Source organism: Streptomyces sp. NPDC097981, assembly GCF_040302565.1.
In the GTDB taxonomy this organism is placed as follows: Bacteria; Actinomycetota; Actinomycetes; order Streptomycetales; family Streptomycetaceae; genus Streptomyces.
This window is the reverse complement of the sequence record NZ_JBEORW010000006.1, coordinates 225,754-252,292: the sequence shown is the minus strand read 5'-3', so window position 1 is coordinate 252,292 and position 26,539 is coordinate 225,754. Positions and strand designations below refer to the sequence as shown.

Sequence of the window (26,539 nt, the reverse complement as noted above, 5' to 3'; positions counted from 1 at the left end):
CATCGTCGCGGCATGATCCAGCCCACGCCCCAGCGAACCCGGAGCACCCGGCGGACCCGGAGGCGCCGGCGGCTGACCCGCACCCGGAGCACCCGGCGGACCGGGAGGCGCCGGCGGCTGACCCGTCACCGCAGGACCGGCCAGCATCGTCGCGGCATGATCCAGCCCACGCCCCAGCGAACCCGGAGCACCCGGCGGACCCGGAGGCGCCGGCGGCTGACCCGCACCCGGAGCACCCGGAACACCCGGCGGACCGGGAGGCACCGGCGGCTGACCCGCCGCAGCCGGACCCGCCGCCATCGGCGCGGCATGGTTCGGCCCGCCACCGGGCGCGCCAGGAGCGCCGGGAGCACCAGGCGCACCGGGCTGCGCCGCCGGAGGCGTGCCCGGCCGGGACACATGGGCCCGGCTCGTCGGCGCATCGGCGATGGCCCCCGGGCCCGCATCGGCCCCGAGGTGCACCGCCGGCGCGATCGCGGTCTTCGGGAGCTGGCTGCCCCCGGCCATCAGCGTGGTCTTGGCCTCCGAAGCCGCCCCGGACGGCGGAGCCATGTCCTCCAGATCCGACCCCGACAGCGGCGGCGCGAACACCGTCGCCGGCAGCGCCACGGACCCGTCGTCCGCACCGGAGTTCACATCGGTCCCGGCCCACGGCGTGGCCCCGGCCGGCACCCCGTCGTTGGCGGTCGGCTCGTACGGCACCTCGCGGCGCAGCGGCACCGCCTCCACAGGCTCGGACGCGGACAGCTGCACCGGAGCCGGAGCCACCGGATCCGCAACAGCCGCCGGTGCCGGTGCGGCAGGCGCGGGCGCCGGCGGAATCCCCGCCCGGTCCGCGGCCTCCTGGAGCCACTCCGGCGGGCTCAGCATGAACGAGGTCTGCTCCGAGTCGATCCGCGGCGTCGGCACCGAAGCCTCCGCCGCCGGCCCGGCCGCAGCCCCGTACTGCTCCTCGTACCGGCGGATCACCTCACCCACCGGCAGTCCGGGCCACAACGTCACCTCGCCGCTGTCCCGCGCGATGACCAGCCGCTGCCGGCCGCCACCGGACACCGGACCGCCCGCGCGGTCCTCCGCCCACACCACGAACCCGAGCCCGAACTCCCGCACCCGCACCTCCCGGTGCTGGTAGGCGGGCAGGTCCCCGTTGATCCACTCCTCGGCGCGCTCCTGCGCCTGCGCAAACGTCACCATCGCGCCGTCACCCCTCCACCGGTGCCGCACCGGACACGGGAACCGCACGTGCGAATCCGCCGTCCACCATCAAACCGGCCACCGTTTCCAACTCCGGCGGGTTGCCCGCCAATCGCTCCAGAAAGGCATCGAAATCGGCACCGCACGGCAGCAACAACCGCTCCACGCGCTCCTGTACCGACCAGCCGTCCCGGTCGCGGGCGTCGTCGTACGGCGAGAACCACACCGAGCCGATCGCCTCGCCCTTCACCTTCACCGCGAGCAGACCCCCCTGCACGAAGGCCACACACAGGTAGTCCTTCGTCAGGTGGTCCCGCAGACACTTGTTGACGTACACGAGGTCGTTGACCGCCGCCTCCTCACGCACCGTGAAGAAGGGCTGGTCCACCAGCAGACCCAGGTCCACATCGAGCCCGGCGCCCACCGGCGCGCAACCACCCGCGGCCTTCAGGAACGCGCGGTACGCCTCCGGCAGCCGGTAGCCGAGATCCTCCTCGACCCCCTGCACTGCCTCCTCGGAAACCGACACCACCGACTTCGGCAGCCCCAGGTGCACCGGACGCAACTCCTGCAACGGCCGCGTCCCACGCTTCTCGTGATCGACCGGCGCCGTCGCCAGCCCCGCGTGATGCCGCAGCAGCGCCTTCACCTCGACCGGGACCAACTCCATCCGCCGCGTCTTCGCCACGTGGTGCCAGGTCCAGCCGTGCGGCGTCGCCACCGGCCCGACCGTGTCCCACAACGCATGGCCGGCAGCCTGCATCGCCGCGTTCGCGGACACGTAGTCCGTCAGCCGCAACTCGTCCACACCGAAGCCCTCCGGCGGCTCGGCGATCTCCACCGCCGCGCGCGCATACGGAGAGAAATCGGGATGCCCGTCTCCGTCCATCCGTACCCCGTGGGGATGCCGAGCGGCCCGGACCGGGTCCGGGAAATGCACGACCTGCCCCGAGTACGCGGCGTTGGGTGGCACGGCCTGCTGCCCGAGCCGACCTGTCGTCATGGCGGTAGCCCCCTGCTGGATCTGGCTGGTTCACCACAGCCTATGTGCTCCGGCAAGAGCGCCCTCCGCCCGTAACCCCCGCACCCCCGCGAGGGCCAGGAACATCCGAATTGATACGAATATTCGACCCCGCTTCCACACGACAGGGGAGATTTGACAGGCTGTCTCCGCAGTACGGAGGCGTGCGCGACAGCGGCCACCACCGCCGCCACGGGAGGGAAGACGCGACCATGCAGAACACGGCGACACGTACGGACACCGCCGACGGCGGCCCGGAAACCGGCACACCGGCCAACGGGCCGACCGACGGACCCGCCGGCACCCAGGCCGGAGACCCCCGCCTGCGCTGGAGCAGCACCGACGGCAGACCGACCGTCCCCGTCCTGCGCTTCCGCCGCGACGGCATCCTCCCCACCATCGCCGCCGCCCTCTCCGCACGCGGCGAAACCCTCACCAGCACCGCCGGCAAAGCCGACCAGCCACCCACACTGCACCCGCTCGTCCAGGACTTCCTCGACACCCTCACCAGCGGCCAGCGCGAACGCTTCACCGGCCGCTGCCCCGAAGCGATCCTGCTCTCCCGCCACCTCACCGCCGTCGAGAACGCCCGCAGCCGACGCGCCTCCCGCAAACCGCTCACCGCGAACGAAGCCCGCCGCTCCCTCAAAAACTCCAAGATCACCGCCCGCCGCATCCGCGAGGACGGCGACCCGCTCCACGGCAGCTACGCACCCCCCTGCCGCTCCTGCGAAGCCCTCCTCGCACACTTCGGCGTACGCGCCGTCGACCTCACCCCCGCGTCAGAAAGGGCCTGACCCCCGCCACCATGACCACCTCCTCCGCCTCCTACGACCGCTCCTCGGCCACCCGCTTCCCCTCCGCCGTGGACACCGCCCTGCGCACCGCCGGCTGGGAGCCCGGCCGCTGGGACATCAAGCAGGCCGAGTTCTGGGCCGACGCCCTGCGCGACCACACCACCCCCGCCGGCCACCGGCACACCGTCTTCCCAGCCGCCGTCGAAGCCTGGGCCGAATTCGGCGGGCTCACCGTCACCGCCCCCGGCCCGGGCCGCCAGACCGCACCCGTCCCGGTACGCCTCGACCCGCTCACCGGCCTCCACCTCGCCCGCACCTTCGCCGACCTCGGCCGGGCCCTCTCCACCGAGCTCTGCCCCCTCGGCGTCGACTCCGACGGCGGCTCACACCTCGCCATCGACCGCGAAGGCCGCGTGTACGGCATCGACCACACCGGCGACTGGTACCTCGGAGCAGGCGTCGACGAGGCGCTCACCCTCCTCCTGACCGGCCTCCAGCCGACCCGCCTCACGACGGCCCCCTGAACCCCGGCACCCCGGGCACCGGCACCCGGGCGCCCGCACCCCGGGCGCCCGGCCCCCCTACCCCGGCCGCGGGCCGCCCGGCAGGACCGCCGACACCCTGAAACCACCCGCGTCCGTCGGCCCGGACACGAACACCCCACCCAGCCCGAGAACCCGCTCACGCATCCCCACGAGCCCGTTCCCACCGCTCGGCAGCCCCGGCTGGACCACATCCACCCCACACGGCCCGTTCTCCACCTGCATGGCCACCTCACCCTCCCGGTGGGCCAACCGCACCACGACCCTCGCGCCCGGCGCATGCTTGTGGCAGTTGGTCAGCGCCTCCTGCACCACCCGGTACGCCGTCTGCTCCACCTCCGCCGGATACCCCTCCCCCGCACCCCGGACATCCAGCTCCACCACCATCCCGGCTGCCCGCGACTGCCCGACCAGCGCCTCCAGCTCACCGAGCGAGGGCCCGTCCTCGAAACTCCCCGCCAAGGCCGCCGGCACCACCGCGGGAGCCGGCCTGGGCGACTCCGCCGCCCGCAGCACCCCCAACATCTCCCGCAGCTCCGTCAACGCCTGCCGCCCCATGTCCCCCACCAGCGCCGCATTCTTCGCAGCCCGCGCCGGATCCTTCGCCGCCACCGCCTCCAGCGCCGCCGCGTGCACCACCATCAACGACACCCGGTGCGCCACCACGTCGTGCATCTCCCGCGCGATCCGCGTCCGCTCCTCCGTACGGGCCCACTCGGCCCGCTCCTCCGCCCGGTCCGCCAGCAGCGACAGCTCCCGCTCCAACGAATCCGCCCGCTCCTGCAGGCTCTCCATCAGCCGGCGCCGCGCCCCTATGTAGAGCCCGAGCAGCACCGGCGGCACGGTCAGCGCCACCGCCACGAACACCGACAGCACGATCACCAGCGAACGGGACGCCCCCTGGTCCCCGATGGTCCGCACGTACATCACCACGAACGTCGCGACCAGCGACATCGAAGCCAGCGTCGCCGTGATCCGCCGGGGCACCTCACAGGCGGCGAGCGTGTACAGCCCGACCACCCCGAGCAGGAACCCCATCGCAGCCGGCGCCACCGCGATCCCGACCAGCACCACGGCGATCGGCCAGCGCCGCCGCAGCACGAGCGTGGACCCCACCACGACGCCGAACAGCACCCCGACCGCAACCGGCACCCCGGCCTCACGCGCGAAGGGCACCCCCTCGACGGCGCACTCGACGGCGGACACCGCCGCGAGCCCCACATCGAGCACGGCCCCCCGCCGCCGCTCCCACCACAGGGGCCCGTCCCGCCCGGCCCCGCCCCGCTCTTCCCCCGTATAGGTCATGCCGTCCAGCGTACGCAGCGCCCCCAGCACATCCGCGACCCGAATTCCCGCAAACCGCGAGTAATCGCACGTACGACTGAATAGCCCGCCCAGCGAGACCTGAATCCCGCATTCCGGACGACATTGGCGACATGACCGAAATCCGACGTCGCCCCGGCGACGGCACCGGCGGCCTGCGCGCCGGAGCGGCGACCTTCGACGACCTCCGCCAGCAGGCCGTCGCCTTTCGCCGCGAAGGCCTCAGCCGCCGCCAGATCCGCGACCGCCTGCACGTCCACAACAACGACATCCTGAACCGGCTCCTGGAGGGCGAGCCCCCACCCGAATGGACGAAGCGCCCCAACGCAAAGGACGACCTCCGCGCCCGCGCCCGCGAGCTCCGCCTCCAGGGCATGACCTACGACCAGATCCAGGTCGAGCTGGGCTGCGCGAAGAGCTCGACCTCCCTCTGGGTCCGCGACCTCCCGAAACCGGAGCGTCGCCGCGGCCCCGAAGAGGCTTCCGCAGTCGCGAAACGCAGCTGGGAGCGGACCCTCCAACTGCGCGAGGCCGAGAGGTGCCGCACCAAAGAAGATGCGGCGTCAGAGATCGGAGCCCTCTCGGACCGCGAGCTGTTCATCCTCGGAGTGGGTCTGTACTGGTCCGAGGGCAGCAAGGACAAGCCCTACGAACGACGCGAGCGGGCCACGTTCGTGAACAGCGACCCCGACATGATCAGCGTCTACCTCGCCTGGCTGCGCCTCCTCGGCGTCGAAGGCCACCAGGTGCGCTACTTCCTGATGATCCACGAAAGCGCCGATGTCGCAGGAGCGGAAAGCTTCTGGGCCGAACACGTGGGCGCCGACCCCTCGCACTTCACGAAGACCGCCCTGAAGCGCCACAACCCGGCGACACGACGCAGGAACACCGGCGAGAAGTACCGCGGCTGCCTTGCCGTCCGCGTACTCAAAAGCGCGGATCTGTATCGTCGCATCGAGGGCTGGTGGTGCGGCATAGTAGGGGCTGCAGCGCACCATGATCCGAGAAATCGGACATAAGGGTAATCCCGGGTCGTATAAGGGCAATACGTCAGATTTTGGTTCTGATCATGGGGGTTCGAGTCCTCCCCCGGGAGCAAAGCAAGGTTCGGGTCCTGACCACACGGTCGGGACCCGCCCTCGTTCCGGGCTCGTAACGCCCCGGTATCCTTCACGGGTCCACCACCCGAAGCCGAAGGGCATCCCCGTGAGCGCCAACCGCCCGGCAGCCGTCGTCGTACTCGCAGCGGGTGAAGGCACCCGCATGAAGTCGGCCACTCCCAAGGTCCTGCACGAGATCTGCGGGCGCTCGCTCGTCGGTCACGTGGTCGCCGCCTCCCTCGAACTGGACCCGGCCCACCTCGTGGTCGTCGTGGGCCACGCTCGCGAGCAGGTCACCGCGCATCTCGCCGAGATCGACGCCGGCGTCCGCACCGCCGTCCAGTACGAGCAGAACGGCACCGGGCACGCCGTCCGGATGGCCCTCGAAGAGCTCGCCGGCACCATCGACGGAACCGTGATCGTCGTCTGCGGCGACACGCCCCTGCTCACCGGCGAGACGCTCCGCACGCTCGCGGCCACCCACGACGCCGACGGCAACGCCGTCACCGTGCTCACCGCCGAGGTCCCGGACTCCACCGGCTACGGCCGGATCATCCGCGGCGAGGACGGGGCGGTCACCGCCATTGTCGAGCACAAGGACGCCACCGACGCGCAGCGTGCGATCCGGGAGATCAACTCCGGGGTCTTCGCCTTCGACGGCGCCCTGCTCGCGGATGCGCTCGGCAAGGTGCGTACGGACAACAGCCAGGGCGAGGAGTACCTCACCGACGTGCTCGGCATCCTGCGTGAGGCGGGGCACCGCGTGGGTGCGGCCGTGGGCGCGGACCACCGGCAGATCCTGGGGATCAACAACCGGGTGCAGCTCGCGGAGGCGCGGGCGCTGCTGAACGCGCGGCTGCTGGAGAGCGCGATGCTCGCCGGCGTGACGGTCGTCGACCCGGCCAGCACGTTCGTGGACGTGACGGTGACGTTCGGGCAGGACGCGCTGGTCCACCCGGGTACGCAGCTGCTGGGTGCGACGCACATCGGCGAGGGGGCCGAGGTGGGTCCGAACACGCGGCTGAAGGACACGCAGGTGGGTCCGCGGGCGCGGGTGGACAACACGGTGGCGGACACGGCCGTGATCGGCGAGTCGGCGTCGGTCGGTCCGTACGCGTATCTGCGTCCGGGCACGAACCTGGGTGTGAAGGCGAAGGCCGGCACGTACGTGGAGATGAAGAACGCGACGATCGGTGAGGGCACGAAGGTGCCGCACCTGTCGTACGTGGGTGACGCGACGATCGGTGAGTACAGCAACATCGGTGCCGCGAGCGTGTTCGTGAACTACGACGGCGAGCACAAGCACCACACCACGGTCGGCTCACACTGCAAGACGGGCTCGGACAACATGTTTGTGGCGCCCGTCACCATCGGCGACGGCGCGTACACGGCTGCCGGGTCCGTGATCACGAAGGATGTGCCGCCCGGTGCGCTGGCCGTGGCCCGTGGCCAGCAGCGGAATATCGAGGGCTGGGTGGCTCGCAAGCGTCCGGGAAGTGCTGCGGCGACGGCGGCTCAGTCGGCGGTCCAGGAGGACTCCGACCCCCGTTGAGACCTCGTTGAGGTGAACTGACCGGAAACAGGTACGCCCGGGACGGCGTACCGTGATAGGTGCACGCAATTCGGCTGGCTCACCGTGTGCGGGACGGACGCACACGGGGGCGAGCAGCTTTCAACACGTCTGAGGAGACTGTGCTGTGACCGGGATCAAGACGACCGGCGAGAAGAAGTTGATGCTCTTCTCCGGCCGCGCCCACCCCGAGCTGGCCGAGGAGGTTGCGCACCAGCTGGGCGTCGGCCTCGTGCCGACCAAGGCTTTCGACTTCGCGAACGGTGAGATCTACGTCCGTTTCCAGGAGTCGGCTCGTGGCGCGGACTGCTTCCTGATCCAGAGCCACACGGCTCCGATCAACAAGTGGATCATGGAGCAGCTGATCATGATCGATGCGCTGAAGCGCGCGTCGGCCCGCTCCATCACGGTGATCATCCCGTCGTACGGGTACGCCCGCCAGGACAAGAAGCACAAGGGCCGTGAGCCGATCTCGGCGCGTCTGGTCGCGGATCTGCTGAAGACCTCGGGTGCGGACCGCATCCTCACGGTGGACCTGCACACGGACCAGATCCAGGGCTTCTTCGACGGCCCGGTCGACCACCTGTCGGCCCTGAACGTGCTCGCGGACTACGTGGGCGCCAAGGTGGACCGCACCAAGCTGACGATCGTGTCCCCCGACGCCGGCCGCGTGCGTGTCGCCGACCGCTGGTGCGACCGTCTGGACGCGCCGCTGGCGATCGTGCACAAGCGCCGCGACAAGGACGTCGCCAACCAGGTGACCGTCCACGAGGTCGTCGGTGAAGTCCGGGGCCGCGTCTGCGTCCTGGTCGACGACATGATCGACACCGGTGGCACGATCTGCGCCGCGGCCGACGCGCTGTTCGCGCACGGCGCGGAGGACGTCATCGTGACGGCCACGCACGGCATCCTGTCGGGCCCGGCCGCGGACCGTCTGAAGAACTCCAAGGTCAGCGAGTTCGTGTTCACGAACACGCTGCCGGACCCGTCCGACCTGGAGCTCGACAAGATCACGGTCCTGTCGATCGCGCCGATGATCGCCCGCGCCGTGCGCGAGGTCTTCGAGGACGGCTCGGTCACCAGCCTGTTCGAAGAGCAGCAGTAAAGATCCTTTTGGGTGCGGCCTCCCGGCCGGGTAGACTCTTCGAGTTGCTCGGCGAGGGAGGCCGTACCTGTTTTCGGGTGCGGGCGCTCCGTTATCGACGCGCTCTTCGTAGCAGGCCGTTCAGGCCGGGTGACTGTCGTCCGTTTCCGTCACCCCACGAGGAGTGAGCATGTCCGAGGTCAAGCTTTCCGCCGTCACCCGCACCGATTTCGGTAAGGGTGCTTCCCGTCAGGCCCGTCGCGACGGCCAGGTTCCCGGTGTCATCTACGGTCACGGCACCACCCCGAAGCACGTCGACGTCGAGGGCCACGGCCTGATGATGGCGCTGAAGACCCCCAACGTCCTGATCTCCCTGGACATCAAGGGCGACGGCACCGAGCTGGTCATCCCGAAGGCCATCCAGCGTCACCCCGTCAAGCGCAGCCTGACGCACGTCGACTTCCTGATCGTCAAGAAGGGCGAGAAGGTCACGGTCGACGTTCCGGTCGTCACCGAGGGCGAGCTGGCCCCGGGCGCCAACATGCTGGAGACCCTGCTGACCGCCGTTTCGGTCGAGGCCGAGGCCACCCACATCCCGACCGAGATCACCGTGTCCGTCGAGGGTCTTGAGGCCGGTGCCTCGATCCACGCGAAGGACCTGGTCCTGCCGGCCGGCACCACGCTGGCCGTCGACGGCGAGACCGCCGTTCTGCAGGTCGTCGCCCCGCAGGCCGAGGAGCCGGCCGCCGAGGCCGCCGAAGAGGGCGCCGAGGCCTGAGCCTCGCCTTTCCACCTCAGCACTTGCTGAACGACCGCCGTCCGGCTCCACTGGGAGCGGGACGGCGGTCGTCCTCGTTAAGGAGCATGGATGTCGGACGACGCGGCGCCCTGGCTGATCGTCGGCCTGGGTAATCCCGGAGCGGAGTACGCGGGCAACCGCCACAACATCGGGTTCATGGTGGTCGATCTGCTGGCCGAGCGGATGCGCGGGAAGTTCAAGGCGCACAAGGCGCGTGCCCAGGTGGTCGAGGGGCGGATGGGTCCGCCGGGGCCGGCGAACCGGCGGGTGGTGCTGGCGAAGCCCATGTCGTTCATGAATTTGTCGGGTGGTCCGGTGACGGCGCTGCGCGATTTCTACAAGGTGCCGCTGGAGCGGGTCGTGGCGGTCCATGACGAGCTGGACATCGACTATGCGACGCTGCGCCTGAAGCTGGGTGGCGGGGACAACGGGCACAACGGTCTGAAGTCGATGACGAAGTCGATGGGTGCCGATTACCACCGGGTCCGTTGTGGCATCGGGCGTCCGCCGGGCCGTATGCAGGTGGCGGACTTCGTGCTGAAGGATTTCTCGTCCACGGAGCGCAAGGAACTGGACTGGTTCGTGGACCGGGCTGCCGATGCCGTGGAGTGCCTGGTCGCGGAGGGGCTGGAGCGCGCCCAGTCGGCGTACAACTCCTGAGCCGGGTACGGCGGCGTCCGTCGGGCGCCGCCGTGGGGAGATCGTTGTCCCGGACATTCGTCGTACGGCGCGCCGGCCGTGCACGAATGCCCACGCATACCTCTTGACCTCGGAGGGCGTCCCTCCGCATGCTGAGCCGCCGCCCCCCGCACGGCACGTCTCCCTGCGCTCCCTCCGAGGTACCACCATGCCCGTTTACAGATCACGCTGGGGTGCGGCGACGCTCCCCGTGGCGGCCTCGCTGCTGCTCGCGGCAGGCGCCGCTCCCGCCTTTGCGGACGACACCTACACCCTCCCGCTGCACCAGCCGCTTCCGCTCACCGCCACTTCGCAGGGCGTGGAGCACGAGAAGACGTGCGCGGACATCCCCGCGTCCAAGGACGGCTGGCACTTCGTGCTGCCGGGCAATTCCACGACGTTCGTGAAGCTGACGGTCACCTTCGAGCCGGGCGGCCAGCAGGTCGTGACCGTCTTCGGGCCGCCGACGGACAAGCACGCCTACGTCGCGTCCGTGCCCGGGGCGAAGCTGACGGCTGCGTCCGCCGAGGTCAAGGGCGGCAAGCTGGACTGGTTCAACCTGTCGCACACCTGCCCGGCCACCACCCGGCCGTCCCCGTCCCCGTCCCAGTCGACGTCCACCAAGCCGAGCACCTCGCCGTCGGCTTCGACGTCGCCGAGTTCCGGCACGTCGGTTCCGCCGTCGGCTTCGACGAGCGCGAGCACGAGCCCGTCGTCCTCGACGAGCGTGTCGCCCTCCGGTTCGGCCTCCTCCCCGGCCCCGTCCGTGTCGCCGTCGGCGTCCGGCGGCACCACCGGCGGTGACCTGGCGAAGACGGGTTCGGACACCCCGATCGGGCTGCTCGCCACGCTGGCGGGCGCGCTGGTCGCGGCGGGCGCGTTCCTGGTGCTCCGCCGCCGCAAGGCCGGCGCCCAGGGCTGAGGCCCGCGGCAGCACGTACGAAGGGGGGGTCCCCCGCGCCGGTGCGGCGCGGGGGACCCCCCCTTCGTGTGTGCGGCGGAGCGTCAGCCGGTGTTGCGCAGGCCTGCCGCGACGCCGTTGACGGTGAGCAGCAGGGCCCGCGACAGCAGCGGGTCCGGGTCCTCGCCGCGCGCGGCGGCGGCGCGCTGGCGGGCGAGGAGGGAGACCTGGAGGTAGGAGATGGGGTCCAGGTAGGCGTCGCGGACGGCGAAGGTCTGCTGGAGCACGGGGTGGGAGTCGAGGAGCTTTTCGCCGCCGGTGATGCGCAGGACCTCGCGGACGGTGAGCTCGTGTTCGGCTTCGATGCGGGCGAAGACGTGCTTGAGGTCGTCCGGTACGAGGGTGTCGACGTAGTGGCGGGCGATCCGCAGGTCGGTCTTGGCCAGCGTCATCTCGACGTTGGAGAGGAAGTTGCGGAAGAAGTGCCAGCGCTCGCCCATTTCGGTGAGGGCGGCTTCGCCGCCGGCCTCGCGCAGGGCCTTGAGGCCGGAGCCGACGCCGTACCAGCCGGGGACGATCTGGCGGGACTGGGTCCAGCCGAAGACCCAGGGGATGGCGCGGAGGCCGTCGAGGCCGGCGCCGGAGTCGGGGCGGCGGGAAGGGCGGGAGCCGAGGTGGAGGTCGGCGAGCTGGTCGACGGGGGTGGCGGCGAAGAAGTACGCCGGGAGGTCCGGGTCTTCGACGAGTTCGCGGTAGGCGGCGTGGGCGGCGTCGGAGACGGTGTCCATGGCCGCGTCCCAGCGGGCGAGGGCCTCGTCGGACTGGCGGGGCGCGGTGTGCAGGGCGGAGGCCTGCAGGGTCGCGGCGACGGTCAGTTCGAGGTTCTCGCGGGCCAGTGAGGGGACGAGGTACTTGTCGGAGATGACCTCGCCCTGTTCGGTGACCTTGATCTCGCCTTCGAGGGTGCCCCAGGGCTGGGCGAGGATCGCGTCGTGGGAGGGGCCGCCGCCGCGGCCGACGGTGCCGCCGCGGCCGTGGAAGAGGCGCAGGCGCACGCCGTAGCGGTGGGCGACGTCGCGCAGGCGCCGCTGGGCGCGGTGGATCTCCCACTGGCTGGTGGTGATGCCGCCGAACTTGGAGGAGTCGGAGTAGCCGAGCATGACCTCCTGGACGTCGCCGCGCAGGGAGACGAGGCGGCGGTAGGAGGGGTCGGCGAGCATGTCGTCGAGGATGACGTCGGCGGCGCGGAGCTCGTCGGTGGTCTCCAGGAGCGGGACGATGCCGATCTTGGCCCAGCCGGCGTGGAGGTCGATGAGGCCGGCTTCGCGGGCGAGGACGGCGGCGGCGAAGACGTCGTCGGCGCCCTGGCACATCGAGATGATGTAGGACTCGATGACTTCGGGGCCGAACTTTTCGAAGGCGTCCTTGATGGCGAAGAAGACGCCGAGGGTCTTGTGGCCGGCGGCGTCGAGGGGTGCGGGGGTGGGGGCGAGCGGGCGGCGGGAGCGGAGTTCCTTGGCGAGGAGCTTCTGCCGGTAGTCGCGGGGCATGTCGGCGTAGCGCCAGGATTCCTCGCCGAGCCGGTCGAAGAGCTGGCCGAGGGTGTGGTGGTGGGCGTCGGCGTGTTCGCGTACGTCCATGGTGGCGAGCTGGAGGCCGAAGGCGGCGAGGGTGCGGATGGTGCGGTCCATGCGGCCGTCGGCGAAGAGGGCTCCGCGGTGTTCGCGCAGGGAGGTCTGGACGAGGGTGAGGTCGGTGAGGAGCTCGGCGGTGCCGAGGTAGTCGCGGCCTTCCTCGTGGGGAGTGCCCTTGGCGAGGCGCTCGCGGGTGTTGACGAGCTTCTGGCGGATGCAGGTGGCCTTGAGGCGGTACGGCTCCTCGGCGTTCAGCCGCTTGTAGCGCGGGCTGATCTCGGGGAGGCGTTCGAGGTCGGCCTGGAGGGAGGAGAGGAGTTCCTCGGTGGCGCCGGTGTAGCGGATGGAGTTGGAGAGCAGGCCGCGCAGGAAGTCGATGAGTTCGAGTGCGTCGGTGATGCCGTGTTCGTGCTGGAGGATCAGTACGTCGCGGGTGACGTCGGGGGTGACGTTGGGGTTGCCGTCGCGGTCGCCGCCGATCCAGGTGCCGAAGGTGAGGGGGCGGGTGCCTGCGGGGAGCTCGACGCCGACGCGCTGGAGTTCGGCGGCGAGGTCTTCGAGTACGTCTCCGACGGCGCCGGCGTGGAGCTCGTCGAGGTAGTAGATGGCGTTGCGGGCCTCGTCGGCGGGTTCGGGGCGGACGACGCGGAGCTCGTCTGTCTGCCAGACGAGGTCGATGTTCTCGGCGAGGCGCAGGTCGTGGCGGCGGCGTTCGCCGGCGCCGGAGACGGGCTCTTCGAGGAGGGCGGCGATGCGGCGCAGCTTGTTGAGGACGCTGCGGCGGGCTGCCTCGGTGGGGTGTGCGGTGAAGACGGGGCGGACGTTGAGGTTCTTGACCGTTTCGCGCAGGTGCTCGGGGTCGGCGTCCTTGAGCATGTCGGCGGTGCGGGCGAGGAGTCCGCCTTCGGCGGCGCGGTGGGCGCGCAGTTCCTTGCCGCGGTGTACCTGTTCGGTGACGTTGGCGAGGTGGAAGTAGGTGGAGAAGGCCCGGACGAGCTTGGCGGCGGTTTCCAGGTCGGTGTCGCCGAGCAGTGCGGCGGCGGCTTCGCCGTCGGTGCGGGTCAGGGCGCGCACTTGTTCGACGAGGTCGAGGAGTTCTTGGCCTTCCTGGCGGACGAGGGTCTCGCCGAGGAGGTCGCCGAGGCGGCGGATGTCCGCCCGCAGTTCCGCGTTGGCGGCGGCGGTGGCGGCCGGGGCCTTGGCGGGGGTGGAGGAGGCCTGGTCAGCACTGCTCACAGGTGCGGCTCCTTGCAGTGTTCGAGCGCTACTGGGAGGTGGGCTCCGGGGTGCGCGGGGGTCTGTCTGCGGACTTCTCCCCCAGCGGTTGCTGGGAGGGGCCCCAGGGGGTGTCCCCGACCTGATGCGCAGCTCGGCTGCCCGTGCGGACCGCGCTGTCCGACGACACCAGGATAGGTGTCCGGGCCTCGTACCTTGTCAAACGTCTCACCAGGCGGCGCGCGGCGGTGGCGGGCGCCCTCCGGAACGCCTCCGGGGGCCGGTCGCGCTCCTCTTGCCGAGGGCGCTGGCTTTGCCATACTTACGACGCCGTAGGTTACGCGACCGTAGCCTGGGCGGGCGCCAGGGCGCCTGCCGATTCCTCACCCCCGGGGGAACCCCATGACCACCAGTCCCGAGTTGATCGAGGACGCCTCGGCGCCCTCTGATTCCGATTCCCCGGCGCCGTCGGCGACGCGCGGAGGCGAGAGCAAGCGGTCCATCGAGCAGATCGCGCTGCTGCTGTTCATCACCGTCCCGTTCGCGGCGCTGCTGGCGGCGGTTCCGCTGGCCTGGGGCCGGGGGGTGAGCTGGCTGGATCTGGGCCTGATGGTGTTCATGTACTTCCTGGCCTGCCACGGGATCACGATCGGCTTCCACCGGTACTTCACGCACGGTTCCTTCAAGGCGAAGCGGCCGTTGCGGATCGTGCTGGCCGTGATGGGTTCGATGGCGGTGGAGGGGCCGCTGGTGCGGTGGGTGGCGGATCACCGCAAGCACCACAAGTTCTCCGACCACGAGGGTGACCCGCATTCGCCGTGGCGGTTCGGGGAGACCGTCCCGGCGTTGATGAAGGGGTTGTGGTGGGCGCACATCGGGTGGCTGTTCGACGAGGAGCAGACCGATCAGCAGAAGTACGCACCGGATCTGGTCAAGGACCCGGCGATCCGGCGGATCTCGCGTGACTTCGCTTTCTGGACGATCGTGTCGCTGGCGATCCCGCCGCTGGTCGGCGGCCTGGTGACGATGTCGTGGTGGGGTGCGTTCACGGCGTTCTTCTGGGGCTCCCTGGTGCGGGTGGCACTGCTGCACCACGTGACGTGGTCGATCAACTCGATCTGTCACGCGGTGGGCAAGCGCCCGTTCAAGTCGCGGGACCGCTCCGGCAACGTGTGGTGGCTGGCGGTGCTCTCGTGCGGGGAGTCGTGGCACAACCTGCACCACGCGGACCCGACGTCGGCCCGGCACGGCGTGCTGCGGGGCCAGGTCGATTCCAGTGCCCGGCTGATCCGCTGGTTCGAGCTGGCGGGCTGGGCGACGGACGTGCGGTGGCCGTCGCAGGCCCGTGTCGACGCCCGGCGCAGGAAAAACGCGTCGAACGCGGCATGATGGGGGACGTGGCGATCGACGGCAGCAGTTCCAGCAGTGACAAGCCCCGGCGTGGCCGCCGGGTCCGGATGACCGGCGCCGAACGGCGCCAGCAGCTGCTGGACATCGGCCGCACCCTGTTCGCGGAGAAGGGCTTCGAGGGCACGTCGGTGGAGGAGATCGCGGCGAAGGCCGGGGTGTCCAAGCCGGTGGTGTACGAGCACTTCGGGGGCAAGGAGGGGCTGTACGCGGTCGTCGTGGACCGGGAGATGCGCCAGCTGCTGGACGGGGTGACGGGCGCGCTGACGGCCGGGCATCCGCGGGAGCTGCTGGAGCAGGCCGCGTTCGCGCTGCTCGACTACATCGAGTCGTACACGGACGGTTTCCGGATCCTCGTGCGGGATTCCCCGGTCGCGCAGTCGACGGGTACGTTCGCGTCGCTGATCAGCGATATCGCGACGCAGGTCGAGGACATCCTGGGGCTGGAGTTCAAGGCGCGCGGGTTCGACCCGAAGCTGGCCCCGCTGTACGCGCAGGCACTGGTCGGGATGGTCGCGCTGACCGGGCAGTGGTGGCTGGACGTGCGCCGGCCGAAGAAGGCGGAGGTCGCGGCGCATCTGGTGAACCTGGCCTGGCACGGGCTGGACGGGCTGGAGTCGAAGCCGCGGCTGGTGGGCCACCGCAAGAGCTGAGCGCCACGGCGGCAGTGCCCGGCGCGACGGCGCCCCGTCTCCGGATCTCCGGCGGCGGGGCGCCGTCGCGTTGCACGGCCGCCGCGGCGGCCGCACGTCAGGCGGCCGGCTCCGGGTCGTGGGGCTCCAGGAACTCCAGCCTGTTTCCGACGGGGTCCTCGGAGTAGAAGCGGCGGTGGCCCGGCAGGTTGTCGTCCCAGACGACCTTGGCGCCGCGTTCCTCCAGTCTGCCCGCGTAGACCTCGATCCCGGTCACCCGCAGCCCGGGGTGCGCCTTGCGGGCGGGCCGGAAGTCCTCTTCGACGCCCAGGTGCAGCTGGACGGGCCCGGCGGCGAACCAGCAGCCGCCGCAGGCGGCGAGGACGGGCGGTTTGGGTATCTCGGTCATGCCGAGGACGTGCGTGTAGTAGGCGCGGAGCCGGTCTTCCGAACCGGGCGGGGCGGCGAGTTGGACGTGGTCGACTGCGGTCAGCACGGTCAGGGCTCCTTGCGGGCGACAGCGAAGATGCGGCGGAACGGGAAGACGGTGCCGCGCGGTCCGGGCGGGTACGCCTCGCGCAGCAGGTCGCGGTATTCGGTGAGGAAGGCGTCCTCGGCGTCCCGGTCGTCCCCGAGGGCGGTCAGGACGGGCCTCAGGGCGGTTCCCTTGACCCAGTCGAGCACGGGATCGGGGCCGGACAGCAGCTGGTAGTACGTCGTCTCCCAGGTGTCGACGGCGCAGCCCAGCTCTGTGAACCGGGTCAGGTACTCGCCCGGTTCGAGGAGGTGGATGTAGCGGGCGCCGTGGCCGCCCAGCCGGCTCCGCCAGCGCGGGGTGTCGCAGAGCAGGGCGAGGAGGGCGTGGCTGGGGGCGGTGAAATTGCCGGGGATCTGGAAGGCGAAGGTGCCGCCGGGGCGCAGCCCGTTGGTCCAGGCGGCGAAGGAGCCGGGGTGGTTGGGGACCCACTGGAGGGCCGCGTTGGAGACGATCAGGTCGTAGGGCTCCTCGGGGAGCCAGCTCGCGAGGTCGCCGTGGCGGAAGTCCAGGCTGCCGCCGCCGGCGGTCTCGCCCGCGTACTCCGCGCGGGCGCGCCGGAGCATCTCCTGGGAGAGGTCGAAGCCGGTGATGCGGGCTTCGGGCCAGCGCTCGGCAAGGAGGGCGGTGACGTTGCCGGGGCCGCAGCCGAGGTCGGCGATGCGGGCGGGGCGGGTCGGGAGCTCGGGTATGCGGTTCAGGAGGTCGAGAAAGGGGCGGGTCCGGTGTCCGGCGTGCCGGAGGTATTGCTGGGGGTCCCAGGTGGGCGCGGCATGGGTGGTGGCCGTGGGGATCCTTGCCGACGCGATATCGGAATACATGTTCGAGCCTCCCTGCTGGCGGGCGGTCGGAAGCGAAAGCGGTTCCGGCCCCTCCATGCCCATCGTCGCCCAAAATATATCTTGACGTCAAGAGTCACGGCCTCAAGATATCCATACCGGAGATCCTCGATTTGAAGAGACTTCACATCGACAGACCCCTTACACTGATCGGCATGGAGGACGAGGTCGACCGATTGGTCGCGGCATGGCGGCGGGAGCGCCCTGACCTCGACGTGGAACCGCTCGAAGTGCTGAGCCGCGTCAGCAGGCTGGCTCGCCACCTCGACCGCGCCCGCAGGCTGGCTTTCTCCGAGCACGGCCTGGAGCCTTGGGAGTTCGACGTCCTGACGTCGCTGCGCCGCGCCGGCGCGCCCTACCAGCTCTCGCCCGGCCAGCTGCTGACGCAGACTCTGGTCACCTCCGGCACCATGACCAACCGCATCGACCGGCTCGCCAAGAAGGGCCTCGTCGAGCGGCTGCCCGACCCCAACGACCGGCGCGGGGTGCTGGTCCGGCTGACACCGGAGGGCCGTGACCGCGCCGACCAGGCCCTGGCCGGCCTGCTGGCCCAGGAACGGGCGATCCTGGCCCAGCTCTCACAGGCGCAACGCGGCGATCTCGCTGCGCTGCTACGCCAGTTGACCGCTCCGTTCGACAACATCCCCGGCTAGGTCGGCCGGCCGCACCCCGGCCCGCCGGGCCAGTGCCACCGCAGCGAGCGTGGAGTGCACCCCGAGCTTGCCCAGCACGTTCTGCATGTGGGTGCGGACGGTGTGCGGGGACAGGAACAGCCGGGCCGCCACGTCCTTGCGGCCCAGCCCCGCCACCATGCAGCGCAGCACCTCGTGCTCCCGCGGCGTGAGGGACTCGACGAGCCGTTCGCTGTCCGTACGGTGCTTGCGCGCGGCGGTCAGTTCGCGGAGTACTCCGGTGAGCAGCGCGGGCGGAAGGTGGGTCTCCTCGCGCAGGACCCCGCGGATGACGGCCAGCAGCCGCGAGAGCGAGCAGTCCTTCGCCACCCAGCCGGAGGCCCCCGCCTGGAGGGCGAGCGCCGCCCGGCGCGGGTCGTCGCGCTCGGCGAGGACGACGGTGCGGACCCCGGAGTGGGACACCCGTACCCCGGCGACCAGCGCGATCCCGTCCGGGCCGGGCGGTGGCCCGGAGCCCGGCCCGCGCTGGGCGGGCACGGCCCCGGCGGCGGCGCCGAGATCGGCGTCGACCAGCAGGACGTCGAAGCGGCGGCCCTCGGCCACCGCGCGTTCGAGACAGCGCAGCGCGGCGGGACCGCTGCCGGCCGCGGACACGTCCACGTCGGGCTCGGCCGCGAGCGCGGCTGCGAGCGATTCGGCGAAGATGCGGTGATCATCGACCACGAGAACCCGGATGCGAACCACAAAACCCCCAAGGGTCGGGGAACGGACGACTGCGGGTACGGCGCCCGGACCGGGTGATCCGCAGCTGCCGCGGCCGCCGCCGAGACATCTCTGCACTACCCCGGACCGGACGCCGTACCCGGCGTGTCTCGACCCCTGAATCAACACCGGCCCCCACCGGTGTCACGCTCAGCGTAGAACGGGGCACGGCTCGCAGTTGGCCGAATAGCAGAAGTTTTCCGAGCGAATTTCCGGCTGGGCGGTGGCGAACAGGGTTCATCGTGGCTTGAATTCAACCGTACGGAAGGTCCGGAAGACGGTTTCCTACCGGCGCGTGCCATGGGCAGTTGCACGGAGGGCATTTCACTCGGCGCGTACGCGCCGGGCGCCCGCGCACCGAGCCCGCCCACGGCGCCGACCGCCCCTCACGCGCTCCCTGCGCACGCCGCCGCATGCACCGCACCCCCCGCACGACCGGGTGCGGGGGGTGCGGTGCACGCGTGCGGAGAGGAGTCAGGAACGGTGCTTGCGCGTGAAGTTCCACGCGTCCGTGATGATGCCGGTGAGGTCCGAGCGGGCCGGGGTCCAGCCGAGCTTCTCGTGCGCGGCGCGCGCGGAGGCGACGAGCACCGCCGGGTCGCCGGCCCGGCGCGGGGCGACGACCTCGGGGATCTCGGCGCCCGTGACCTTGCGGACCGTCTCGACGACCTCGCGGACCGAGAAGCCGTTGCCGTTGCCGAGGTTGCAGATCAGGTGCTCGCCCTCGGTGGCGGCCTCCAGGGCGGCCAGGTGGGCCTCCGCCAGGTCGGCCACGTGGATGTAGTCGCGGACGCAGGTGCCGTCCGGGGTCGGGTAGTCCTCGCCGAACACCGAGATCGACTCCCGCTCGCCCAGGGCGACCTGGAGCACCAGCGGGATCAGGTGGGTCTCGGGGTCGTGGCGCTCGCCGAACTCGCCGTACGCACCGGCCACGTTGAAGTAGCGCAGCGAGACCGCGGCGACGCCGTGCGCCGCGCACTCCCCCGCGATCATGTGGTCGACGGCCAGCTTGGAGGCGCCGTACGGGTTGGTGGGCTTGGTGACCGAGTCCTCGGTGAGCAGGCCCTCGGTGGGCTCGCCGTAGGTGGCCGCGGTGGAGGAGAACACCAGCTTGCGCACCCCGGCCCCGCGCATCGCGGCCAGCAGGGCGAGCGTGCCGCCGACGTTGTTCTCCCAGTACTTGCCAGGGTTGGCGACGGACTCGCCGACCTGCGAGGACGCGGCGAAGTGCAGCACCGCGTCGTAAGAGGCGTCCAGGTACCGCTCGGCGTCCTGGATGCGGCCCTCGATGAAGGCCGCGCCGGCCGGGACGCCCTCGCGGAAGCCGGTGGAGAGGTCGTCGAGCACCGTGACCTCGTGCCCGGCCTCCAGGAGGTGCGCCGCGACGACGCTGCCGACGTAACCGGCGCCGCCGGTGACCATGTATTTGGAAGTCGCCGTCTTGGAAGCCGCCGTCTTGCTCACTCGTCTACTGCCTCTCGCAGGGGGACGCACGCGGGGCGCGTGCACATGCCGGTCACTGGCTTACCGGATTACTGGCCTCCGGGGAAATCGGCGGCCGCCGGCGACAGCCCCGCCCGGTCCAGCAGACCCGTGCGCGCGGCCAGTGCGGCCGCCTCCAGCCGGGACCCGACGCCCAGTTTCATCAGCACCCGCTGCACGTGCGTACGGGCGGTGCTCGGGGCGATCTCCATGCCCGCGGCGATGAGCCGGGTGTCCTCGCCCTCGGCGACCCGGACCAGCACCTCCACCTCGCGCGGGGTGAGCAGCCGCAGCAGCCGGCTGCCCTCGTCGTCGGGCTGGGCGGCGGGGTTGAGCAGCTCCGCGAAGGCCCCCTGGAGCAGCTGCGGGGAGATCGCGACCTCGCCCGCGCGCGCCTTGGCCAGCGCCCGCTCCACGCCTTCGATCCGCTCGTCGTGGCGTACGTATCCCGAGGCGCCGGCGGCGAAGGCGGCCGCGATCCCGCGCGGGCTCGGCACCGGGCCGAGGACGACGACGGCGATCTGCGGCCGTTCCCGCTTGATGCGGACGACCGGCTCGAAGGCCCCGGGCTCGGCGGGCGTGGCGGTGCCCAGCAGGCAGACCTCCGGCGCCCGGCTGATGACCAGTTCGGCGGCGCCCGCGGCCGGGGCGGCCGCGGCCAGCACCCGGTGCCCGCGCAGCTTGAGTGCCGAGGCCAGTGCCTCGGCCAGCAGTCGGTGCTCGTCGAGCACCATGACCCTTACGCCCATTGGGCACCCACCCCCGACCCTTCTGACCCGGCAAGCTACACGCTTGTTCGACGGTGCGCGGCGGATACCGCGCAGAAGCCCCCGGAAGGCGGACCTTCCGGGGGCTTCTGCCGTGTGCGGGGTCCGGCCGGGATCGGCCGGGGATCAGCTGGCGCTGAACGAGACGAACAGGTACTCGGGGTCGCTCTTGACCGAGGACGGCTTGCTGACCGTCGTCCGGGAGATGAAGAGCTTGCCGTTGTGGTAGCGGTATTCGGAGTACTCGGGCGAGAAGCCGGTCTCGACGGTCCGGCTGGTCACCGGGTTCTCCATGAGGACGGTCTCCTTCATCGTCGTACCGTCGATGCTGACGATCTGGCCGCCCTTGTCGTACGGGGGCTCCTTGTACGCGATGACGTTCGACCCGTCCATGCGGAGCGGGTACAGGGTGTACCGCTCGCCCGCGTCGGCGCGGTCGGTGGTCTGCTTGCCGGTCTCCAGGTCGAAGGAGAGCAGCTCGTTGGTGCGGCCCGAGTCCTTGCCCTGGTGCTCGACCGAGGACAGGTAGACCTTGCCGTTGCCGACGACGAAGCCGGAGCACTTCTCGACCTCGGTGCCCCCGCACTTGCCGCCGAAGTTGCCGGAAGCCAGCGAGATGCGCGCCTTCAGCTCGCCCTTGGGGTCGACGACGAAGAGGTCGCTGACGCCGGAGGCGTTCTTGGCGGTCTTGCCGACGTCGGCGGCGACGATCAGGGGTTTCGTGGAGACGATGGACGCCCACTCGATGCCCGGGGAGAGCTTGTACGAGGCGGTCTGGGCGCCGGTGGCCGGATCCAGGGTCTGGGCGTACAGCGTCTCGTTGTCTCCGCGGCCGCACTTGCGGATCACGCCGAGGGCCTCGCCGCCGGCGTAGCCGCTGTCGTAGCAGCCCTCGCCGTCCACCTTGGGCGTCCACAGGGACTTGCCGTCGGCGAGGTTCCAGGCGGCGCCGCCGCTGGTGCCGCCCGCGGCGACGGTCTGGCCGCTGAGCGTGACCTCGTAGTAGGAGGCGGGCTTGTCGCCGGTGGTGGCGCCCTTGGCGTTGCCCGACCAGAGGAGCTTGCCGGCGTTCAGGTCGATGACGCCGACCTCGGTGCACGCCGGGTACTTGTTCTCGGGCGTGGCCTTCGCCGGGCGGAAGAGGACGGCCGTCTTGTTGTCGCTGACGTGCTTGGTGGCCCCGCAGAGCTCGCCGGGGAAGGGGATCTCCCACTTCTTGGCGCCGTCGACGGTGTTGTAGCCGACGACCTTCGCCAGGTCGGACTTGACGTAGGTGGTGTCGGTGAGCCAGGAGCCCGCGACGGTGGCGATGTCTTCCGGGGTCGGGTTCGGCTGGTTGAACAGCGGCTTCGCCTTGGTGTTGGCGGGCGCCTTCTCCGAACCGGCGGAGCCGGTCGCGGGCTTGTCGCCGCTCGGGCTGCCGTTCGCGGTGGGCTGCTTGTCGTCGTCGCCGCCGTCGCCGGAGACGTACCAGAGGCCGCCCGCGATGATCAGGACGACGGCCAGCACGGCCGCCCCGACGATCATCAGCTGGGTGCGCTTCTCGCTGCCGCCGCCCGCGCCGGCCGGGGCCGGGGGCTGGGCCGCCTGCATCGGGGCCGTGGGCGCGCCGTAGGGCGGCGGCGGGGTGCCGGGAGCGGCGGGCTGCTGCGGGTAGCCGTATGCCTGCTGCGGGTAGCCGTATGCCTGCTGCGGGTAGCCGTACGCCTGCTGCGGATAGCCGTACGCCGGCTGCCCCTGCGGGGGCGCGGCGGGCACGGCGGGGGCGGGCATCGTCGGCGGTACGGCCGGTACGGTCGGCGGCGCGGCCGGCTGCTGTGGCATGGTCGGCGGCGGCGCGCCGAAGCCTCCGGGCGCGGGCGTCCCCCCGGCGTTGGCCGGGGGAGGATCCTGCGGCGGTCCGAAGCCGCCGGCGGGCGGCTGGTTGGGGGGCGGCGGGGTACTCATCGCTTGCTACTGCCTCTCGGTGGGCGGCTCGGTGGACTCGTTCACTTGCCGAAGACCATCAGGAGCTTCTCGTCCGTGCCCTTGGCGCGCAGGCGGGAGGCCGAGATGAAGAGCCGTCCGTCCGCGTAGTCGATGTTCGGGGAGTAGAAGCTGCTCTCGATCGGGGCGGCCGTTCCCGACGGGTTGCGCAGGAGCGCGGTGGGCGCGCCGCCGCCGGCGGGGACGGAGACGACCTCGCCGCCCTGCTCGGACGCGGCGCTGCGGTAGGCGAACAGCTGCCCGTTCGCGGCCCCGATCGGGGTGAGGGTGCGGCCGTCCCCGGCCGGGGTGCGCCACTTGGCCTTGCCGGTGCCCAGGTCGAAGGCGACGATCTCGTTGGCCTTGCCGGGTTCGGCGACGGTCGGCATGTAGAGGGTGTTCGCGTCCACGGCGGTGGTGGAGCAGACCTCGACGGAGCGGAAGAGGCCGTTGGTGCACTCCGTGGCGAAGCTGCCCTCGCCGCTGACGGTGGCGCGCTGCTTCCCGTCGGGTCCGAGGACCACGATGGAGCGTTCCTTCTTGTCCTCGTTGCCGATGTCGAGGACGAGGGGGTCCAGCGAATAGACGGCGTTGACCTTGTACTTGGCGGGCAGTCTGAAGGTCCAGGTCTTCTTGCCGGTGACCGGGTCGGCGTCGGACACCTCGCTCGACATGTCGTCGTCGTAGCAGGTGGCGATGGCGATCATCTTGGTCTTCTCGGCGACGTACGCGTCGGGCTTGCAGCCCTCGGCGGTGGCGCTTCCGAAGAGTTTGTCGCCGGTGCTGACCTTGAAGGCGCTGGCGGTGCCGCTGCGGCTGACGGCGACGGTGTCGCCGACGATGCCCAGGCTGGGGCTGGTCATGATGTCGAAGAGACCCTCCTTGGGGACCTCCTTCGTCCAGCCTTCCTTGCCCGCCTTGAGGTCGATCTGCTTCATCTGGTTGCAGGAGGCGCTGTCGCCGTCGCCGTCCTTGAACATGACGACGGTCTTGGCCTCGGCGGTGGTCTGCCGGGTGACGGAGCAGAGGGGAGTGGGGAACGCGAGGGTCCACTTCTCCTTGCCGTCGGCGATCCCGTAGGCGGTGAGGTTCTTCCAGACGCTCTTGACGACGGTGTCGCCGACGATCCACTGGCCGGCGGAGTCCACGCCCAGGCCGGGGCCGTCGATCTTGGCGGTCCTGAGCCAGAGGACCTTGCCCTCGCCCTGCTTGCGGCCGGCGTTGAGGTCCTCGGTCTCCTTGGAACCGCCGCTGCCGTCGCCCTTGTCCACGTCGGCGGAGGGCTTGTCGTCGGCGGGCCCGGAACTCTGCGCGGCAGGCTTGCCCTTGTCCTCGTCACCGCCGCCGGAGAAGGCGAAGTAGCCGCCGGCGCCGAGGACGAGGGCGCCGGCGACGGCTGCGGCGATGACCACGGCCGTCTTGTTCCTGGGCGCCGCGCCTGTGGCCTGCTGCATCGCGACGGTCGGCATGCCGGGGGGCGGCGGCGGGAAGTGGCCCTGCTGCGGCATCGGCTGCATCGGCTGTGTCGGGGGCTGCTGGGCGTACGGGTTCTCGCCCTGCGACGGGTAGCCGTAGCCGGGCTGCGGCGGGCCGGGGAGGTGACCGTAACCGGAAGGTGTGGGCGGCTGGTTCGGCGGCTGGGGCTGCTCGGTCATCAGCGCGTACCTTCGGCGTCGGGTGGGTGGGAGATCACCTTTCTATCACTGACAGCGCTCATACATCGGGCCGGTCGATCCCCTGTTCCCAAGGGAGGACCGGCCCGTGACAACGCCGTTATCAGGCCAGTTGGCGACCCGCGCCTGGCGGGATCTAGGCCTCCTCGGCCAGTTCCAGCCAGCGCATCTCCAACTCGTCCCGGTCCGAGATGAGTTCGCGGAGCTCGGCGTCGAGCTTGGCGACCTTGTCGAAATCGGTGGCGTTCTCGGCGATCTGGGCGTGCAGGTTCGTCTCGCGGTCCGCCATCTTGTTGAGCTGGCGCTCGATCTTCGCCAGTTCCTTCTTCGCGGCGCGCGAGTCGCCGGAGGCCGTCGACTTGGCGGCGGCCGGGGCGGGCGCCGGGGTGGCCGCCTCGATCATCTTCTGCCGGCGCTCCAGGTACTCGTCCAGACCGCGCGGCAGCATGCGCAGGCTCGCGTCGCCCAGCAGCGCCATCACCGTGTCGGTGGTGCGCTCGATGAAGAACCGGTCGTGGGAGATGACGATCATCGAGCCCGGCCAGCCGTCGAGGAGGTCCTCCAGCTGGGTCAGGGTCTCGATGTCAAGGTCGTTGGTGGGCTCGTCGAGGAAGAGCACGTTGGGCTCGTCCATCAGCAGCCGCAGGATCTGCAGCCGGCGCCGCTCGCCGCCGGAGAGGTCGCCGACGGGCGTCCACTGCTTCTCCTTGGTGAAGCCGAACTGCTCGCACAGCTGACCGGCCGTCATCTCGCGGCCCTTGCCGAGGTCGACGCGGTCGCGTACGCGCTGCACGGCTTCCAGGACCCGCAGGGACGGGTCGAGTTCGCCGACCTCCTGGGAGAGGTACGCCAGCTTGACCGTCTTGCCAACCGTGACGCTGCCGGCGGCGGGCTGGGCCTCGCCCTGGGTGCGGGCCGCCTCGGCGAGCGCGCGCAGCAGCGAGGTCTTGCCGGCTCCGTTGACACCGACGAGGCCGACGCGGTCGCCGGGGCCGAGGTGCCAGGTGAGGTGCTTGAGCAGGACCTTGGGTCCGGCCTGGACGGTGACGTTCTCCAGGTCGAACACGGTCTTGCCGAGGCGGGCGTTGGCGAAGCGCATCAGTTCGGACTTGTCGCGCGGCGGCGGCACGTCGGCGATGAGCTCGTTGGCCGCCTCGATGCGATAGCGCGGCTTGGAGGTCCGGGCGGGCGCGCCGCGGCGCAGCCAGGCCAGTTCCTTGCGCATCAGGTTCTGCCGCTTGGACTCCTCGGTGGCGGCGATGCGCTCGCGCTCGGCGCGGGCGAAGACGTAGTCGCTGTAGCCGCCCTCGTACTCGTGCACGTCGCCGCGCTGCACGTCCCACATGCGGGTGCAGACCTGGTCGAGGAACCAGCGGTCGTGGGTGACGCAGACGAGCGCGGACCGGCGCTCCTGGAGGTGCTTGGCCAGCCAGGAGATGCCCTCGACGTCGAGGTGGTTGGTGGGCTCGTCGAGGACGAGGAGGTCCTGGTCCGCGATGAGCAGCTTGGCGAGCGCGATGCGGCGGCGCTCGCCGCCGGAGAGCGGGCCGATGACGGTGTCGAGGCCCTGGCCGAAGCCGGGGAGGTCGAGGCCGCCGAAGAGTCCGGTGAGCACGTCGCGGATCTTGGAGTTGCCGGCCCATTCGTGGTCGGCCATGTCCCGGATGATCTCGTGGCGGATGGTCGCCGCGGGGTCGAGGGAGTCGTGCTGGGTGAGCACGCCCATGCGCAGGCCGCCGCTCTGGGTGACCCGGCCGGTGTCGGGCTCCTCCAGCTTGGCGAGCATGCGGATGAGGGTGGTCTTGCCGTCGCCGTTGCGGCCCACGACACCGATGCGGTCTCCTTCGGACACGCCGAGGGAGATGCCGTCGAGCAGGGTACGGGTGCCGTACACCTTGCTGACTGCCTCGACATTGACCAGATTGACGGCCATCAGGAGCGCTCCAGGTGGGGGTCCCCCCGGACGGAGCCCGGGTGCGGGTGTGGA

General features: G+C 71.0%; 23 protein-coding genes and 1 tRNA gene. 12 read left to right on the top strand and 12 right to left on the bottom strand.

Features of this window, described 5'->3' with window-relative positions; genetic code table 11:
• Positions 1-1,194, bottom strand: a 1,194-nt coding sequence (locus tag ABTY04_RS08860) for an SUKH-4 family immunity protein (RefSeq protein WP_502996588.1), incomplete at its 3' end; no start/stop codon positions are given.
• 7 nt (positions 1,195-1,201) lie between these two features.
• Positions 1,202-2,197, bottom strand: coding sequence for an SMI1/KNR4 family protein (locus ABTY04_RS08855; protein ID WP_352212627.1), 996 nt, complete (start codon positions 2,195-2,197; stop codon positions 1,202-1,204).
• Between the two features lie 230 nt (positions 2,198-2,427).
• Here ABTY04_RS08855 and ABTY04_RS08850 point away from each other — a divergent pair, with 230 nt between their 5' ends.
• The gene (locus ABTY04_RS08850; protein ID WP_352212626.1) at positions 2,428-3,012 is read left to right on the top strand and encodes a YwqJ-related putative deaminase; all 585 of its coding nucleotides are present in this window, start codon (positions 2,428-2,430) and stop codon (positions 3,010-3,012) included.
• Between the two features lie 11 nt (positions 3,013-3,023).
• The gene (locus tag ABTY04_RS08845; protein WP_352212625.1) at positions 3,024-3,536 is read left to right on the top strand and encodes an SUKH-3 domain-containing protein; all 513 of its coding nucleotides are present in this window, start codon (positions 3,024-3,026) and stop codon (positions 3,534-3,536) included.
• A 57-nt stretch (positions 3,537-3,593) separates the two neighbouring features.
• On the opposite strand, the gene ABTY04_RS08840 is transcribed toward ABTY04_RS08845, so the two are convergent.
• Positions 3,594-4,859, bottom strand: coding sequence for a sensor histidine kinase (locus tag ABTY04_RS08840; protein ID WP_352212624.1), 1,266 nt, complete (start codon positions 4,857-4,859; stop codon positions 3,594-3,596).
• A 131-nt stretch (positions 4,860-4,990) separates the two neighbouring features.
• On the opposite strand from ABTY04_RS08840, the gene ABTY04_RS08835 reads away from it, so the two are divergent.
• From ABTY04_RS08835 to ABTY04_RS08805, 7 genes are all read left to right on the top strand, one after another.
• Positions 4,991-5,896, top strand: coding sequence for a hypothetical protein (locus ABTY04_RS08835; RefSeq protein WP_352212623.1), 906 nt, complete (start codon positions 4,991-4,993; stop codon positions 5,894-5,896).
• 6 nt (positions 5,897-5,902) lie between these two features.
• A tRNA-Gln gene (locus ABTY04_RS08830) sits at positions 5,903-5,973 on the top strand.
• A 110-nt stretch (positions 5,974-6,083) separates the two neighbouring features.
• Positions 6,084-7,529, top strand: a complete 1,446-nt coding sequence (gene glmU / locus ABTY04_RS08825) for a bifunctional UDP-N-acetylglucosamine diphosphorylase/glucosamine-1-phosphate N-acetyltransferase GlmU (RefSeq protein WP_352212622.1) — start codon at positions 6,084-6,086, stop codon at positions 7,527-7,529.
• Between the two features lie 145 nt (positions 7,530-7,674).
• Complete coding sequence (locus ABTY04_RS08820; protein WP_352212621.1) at positions 7,675-8,652, top strand: ribose-phosphate diphosphokinase; 978 nt, start codon at positions 7,675-7,677, stop codon at positions 8,650-8,652.
• A gap of 169 nt (positions 8,653-8,821) precedes the next feature.
• Positions 8,822-9,409 carry a 50S ribosomal protein L25/general stress protein Ctc gene (locus tag ABTY04_RS08815; protein WP_352212620.1) on the top strand — a complete coding sequence of 196 codons (588 nt, stop codon included), beginning with the start codon at positions 8,822-8,824 and terminating at the stop codon, positions 9,407-9,409.
• A gap of 90 nt (positions 9,410-9,499) precedes the next feature.
• Complete coding sequence (gene pth / locus ABTY04_RS08810) at positions 9,500-10,090, top strand: aminoacyl-tRNA hydrolase (RefSeq protein ID WP_352212619.1); 591 nt, start codon at positions 9,500-9,502, stop codon at positions 10,088-10,090.
• A gap of 187 nt (positions 10,091-10,277) precedes the next feature.
• Complete coding sequence (locus tag ABTY04_RS08805) at positions 10,278-11,030, top strand: LPXTG cell wall anchor domain-containing protein (protein ID WP_352212618.1); 753 nt, start codon at positions 10,278-10,280, stop codon at positions 11,028-11,030.
• Positions 11,031-11,113: 83 nt separating this feature from the next.
• On the opposite strand, the gene ppc is transcribed toward ABTY04_RS08805, so the two are convergent.
• On the bottom strand, positions 11,114-13,879 hold the full coding sequence (gene ppc / locus ABTY04_RS08800; RefSeq protein WP_502996587.1) for a phosphoenolpyruvate carboxylase: 2,766 nt from the start codon (positions 13,877-13,879) through the stop codon (positions 11,114-11,116).
• Positions 13,880-14,260: 381 nt separating this feature from the next.
• Here ppc and ABTY04_RS08795 point away from each other — a divergent pair, with 381 nt between their 5' ends.
• Both ABTY04_RS08795 and ABTY04_RS08790 read left to right on the top strand, forming a co-directional pair.
• Positions 14,261-15,247, top strand: coding sequence for an acyl-CoA desaturase (locus ABTY04_RS08795; RefSeq protein ID WP_352212617.1), 987 nt, complete (start codon positions 14,261-14,263; stop codon positions 15,245-15,247).
• Positions 15,247-15,918 (top strand): TetR/AcrR family transcriptional regulator, encoded by a 672-nt coding sequence (locus ABTY04_RS08790; RefSeq protein ID WP_030865813.1) that lies wholly within the window; start codon positions 15,247-15,249, stop codon positions 15,916-15,918. Before ABTY04_RS08795 ends, ABTY04_RS08790 begins: the two co-directional genes overlap by 1 nt.
• 97 nt (positions 15,919-16,015) lie before the next feature.
• On the opposite strand, the gene ABTY04_RS08785 is transcribed toward ABTY04_RS08790, so the two are convergent.
• Both ABTY04_RS08785 and ABTY04_RS08780 read right to left on the bottom strand, forming a co-directional pair.
• Positions 16,016-16,393 carry a VOC family protein gene (locus ABTY04_RS08785; protein WP_352212616.1) on the bottom strand — a complete coding sequence of 126 codons (378 nt, stop codon included), beginning with the start codon at positions 16,391-16,393 and terminating at the stop codon, positions 16,016-16,018.
• 2 nt (positions 16,394-16,395) lie between these two features.
• A complete protein-coding gene (locus tag ABTY04_RS08780; RefSeq protein WP_352212615.1) occupies positions 16,396-17,253 on the bottom strand; it encodes a trans-aconitate 2-methyltransferase in 858 nt (285 codons plus the stop codon).
• 173 nt (positions 17,254-17,426) lie between these two features.
• Between ABTY04_RS08780 and ABTY04_RS08775 the strand changes: the two genes are divergently transcribed.
• On the top strand, positions 17,427-17,924 hold the full coding sequence (locus ABTY04_RS08775) for a MarR family winged helix-turn-helix transcriptional regulator (protein WP_030297045.1): 498 nt from the start codon (positions 17,427-17,429) through the stop codon (positions 17,922-17,924).
• On the opposite strand, the gene ABTY04_RS08770 is transcribed toward ABTY04_RS08775, so the two are convergent.
• From ABTY04_RS08770 to ABTY04_RS08745, 6 genes are all read right to left on the bottom strand, one after another.
• On the bottom strand, positions 17,883-18,647 hold the full coding sequence (locus tag ABTY04_RS08770) for a LuxR C-terminal-related transcriptional regulator (RefSeq protein ID WP_352212614.1): 765 nt from the start codon (positions 18,645-18,647) through the stop codon (positions 17,883-17,885). The two genes, ABTY04_RS08775 and ABTY04_RS08770, sit on opposite strands and share 42 nt — an antisense overlap.
• Before the next feature lie 492 nt (positions 18,648-19,139).
• Positions 19,140-20,087, bottom strand: a complete 948-nt coding sequence (gene galE / locus ABTY04_RS08765) for a UDP-glucose 4-epimerase GalE (RefSeq protein ID WP_352212654.1) — start codon at positions 20,085-20,087, stop codon at positions 19,140-19,142.
• Positions 20,088-20,197: 110 nt separating this feature from the next.
• Positions 20,198-20,896, bottom strand: a complete 699-nt coding sequence (locus ABTY04_RS08760) for a response regulator transcription factor (RefSeq protein ID WP_352212613.1) — start codon at positions 20,894-20,896, stop codon at positions 20,198-20,200.
• Between the two features lie 144 nt (positions 20,897-21,040).
• Complete coding sequence (locus ABTY04_RS08755) at positions 21,041-22,738, bottom strand: outer membrane protein assembly factor BamB family protein (protein WP_352212612.1); 1,698 nt, start codon at positions 22,736-22,738, stop codon at positions 21,041-21,043.
• A gap of 164 nt (positions 22,739-22,902) precedes the next feature.
• On the bottom strand, positions 22,903-24,534 hold the full coding sequence (locus ABTY04_RS08750; protein ID WP_352212611.1) for an outer membrane protein assembly factor BamB family protein: 1,632 nt from the start codon (positions 24,532-24,534) through the stop codon (positions 22,903-22,905).
• 154 nt (positions 24,535-24,688) lie between these two features.
• Entirely contained in the window at positions 24,689-26,485 is a 1,797-nt protein-coding gene (locus tag ABTY04_RS08745) for an ABC-F family ATP-binding cassette domain-containing protein (protein ID WP_352212610.1), read from the bottom strand.
• Positions 26,486-26,539: the final 54 nt, after the last annotated feature.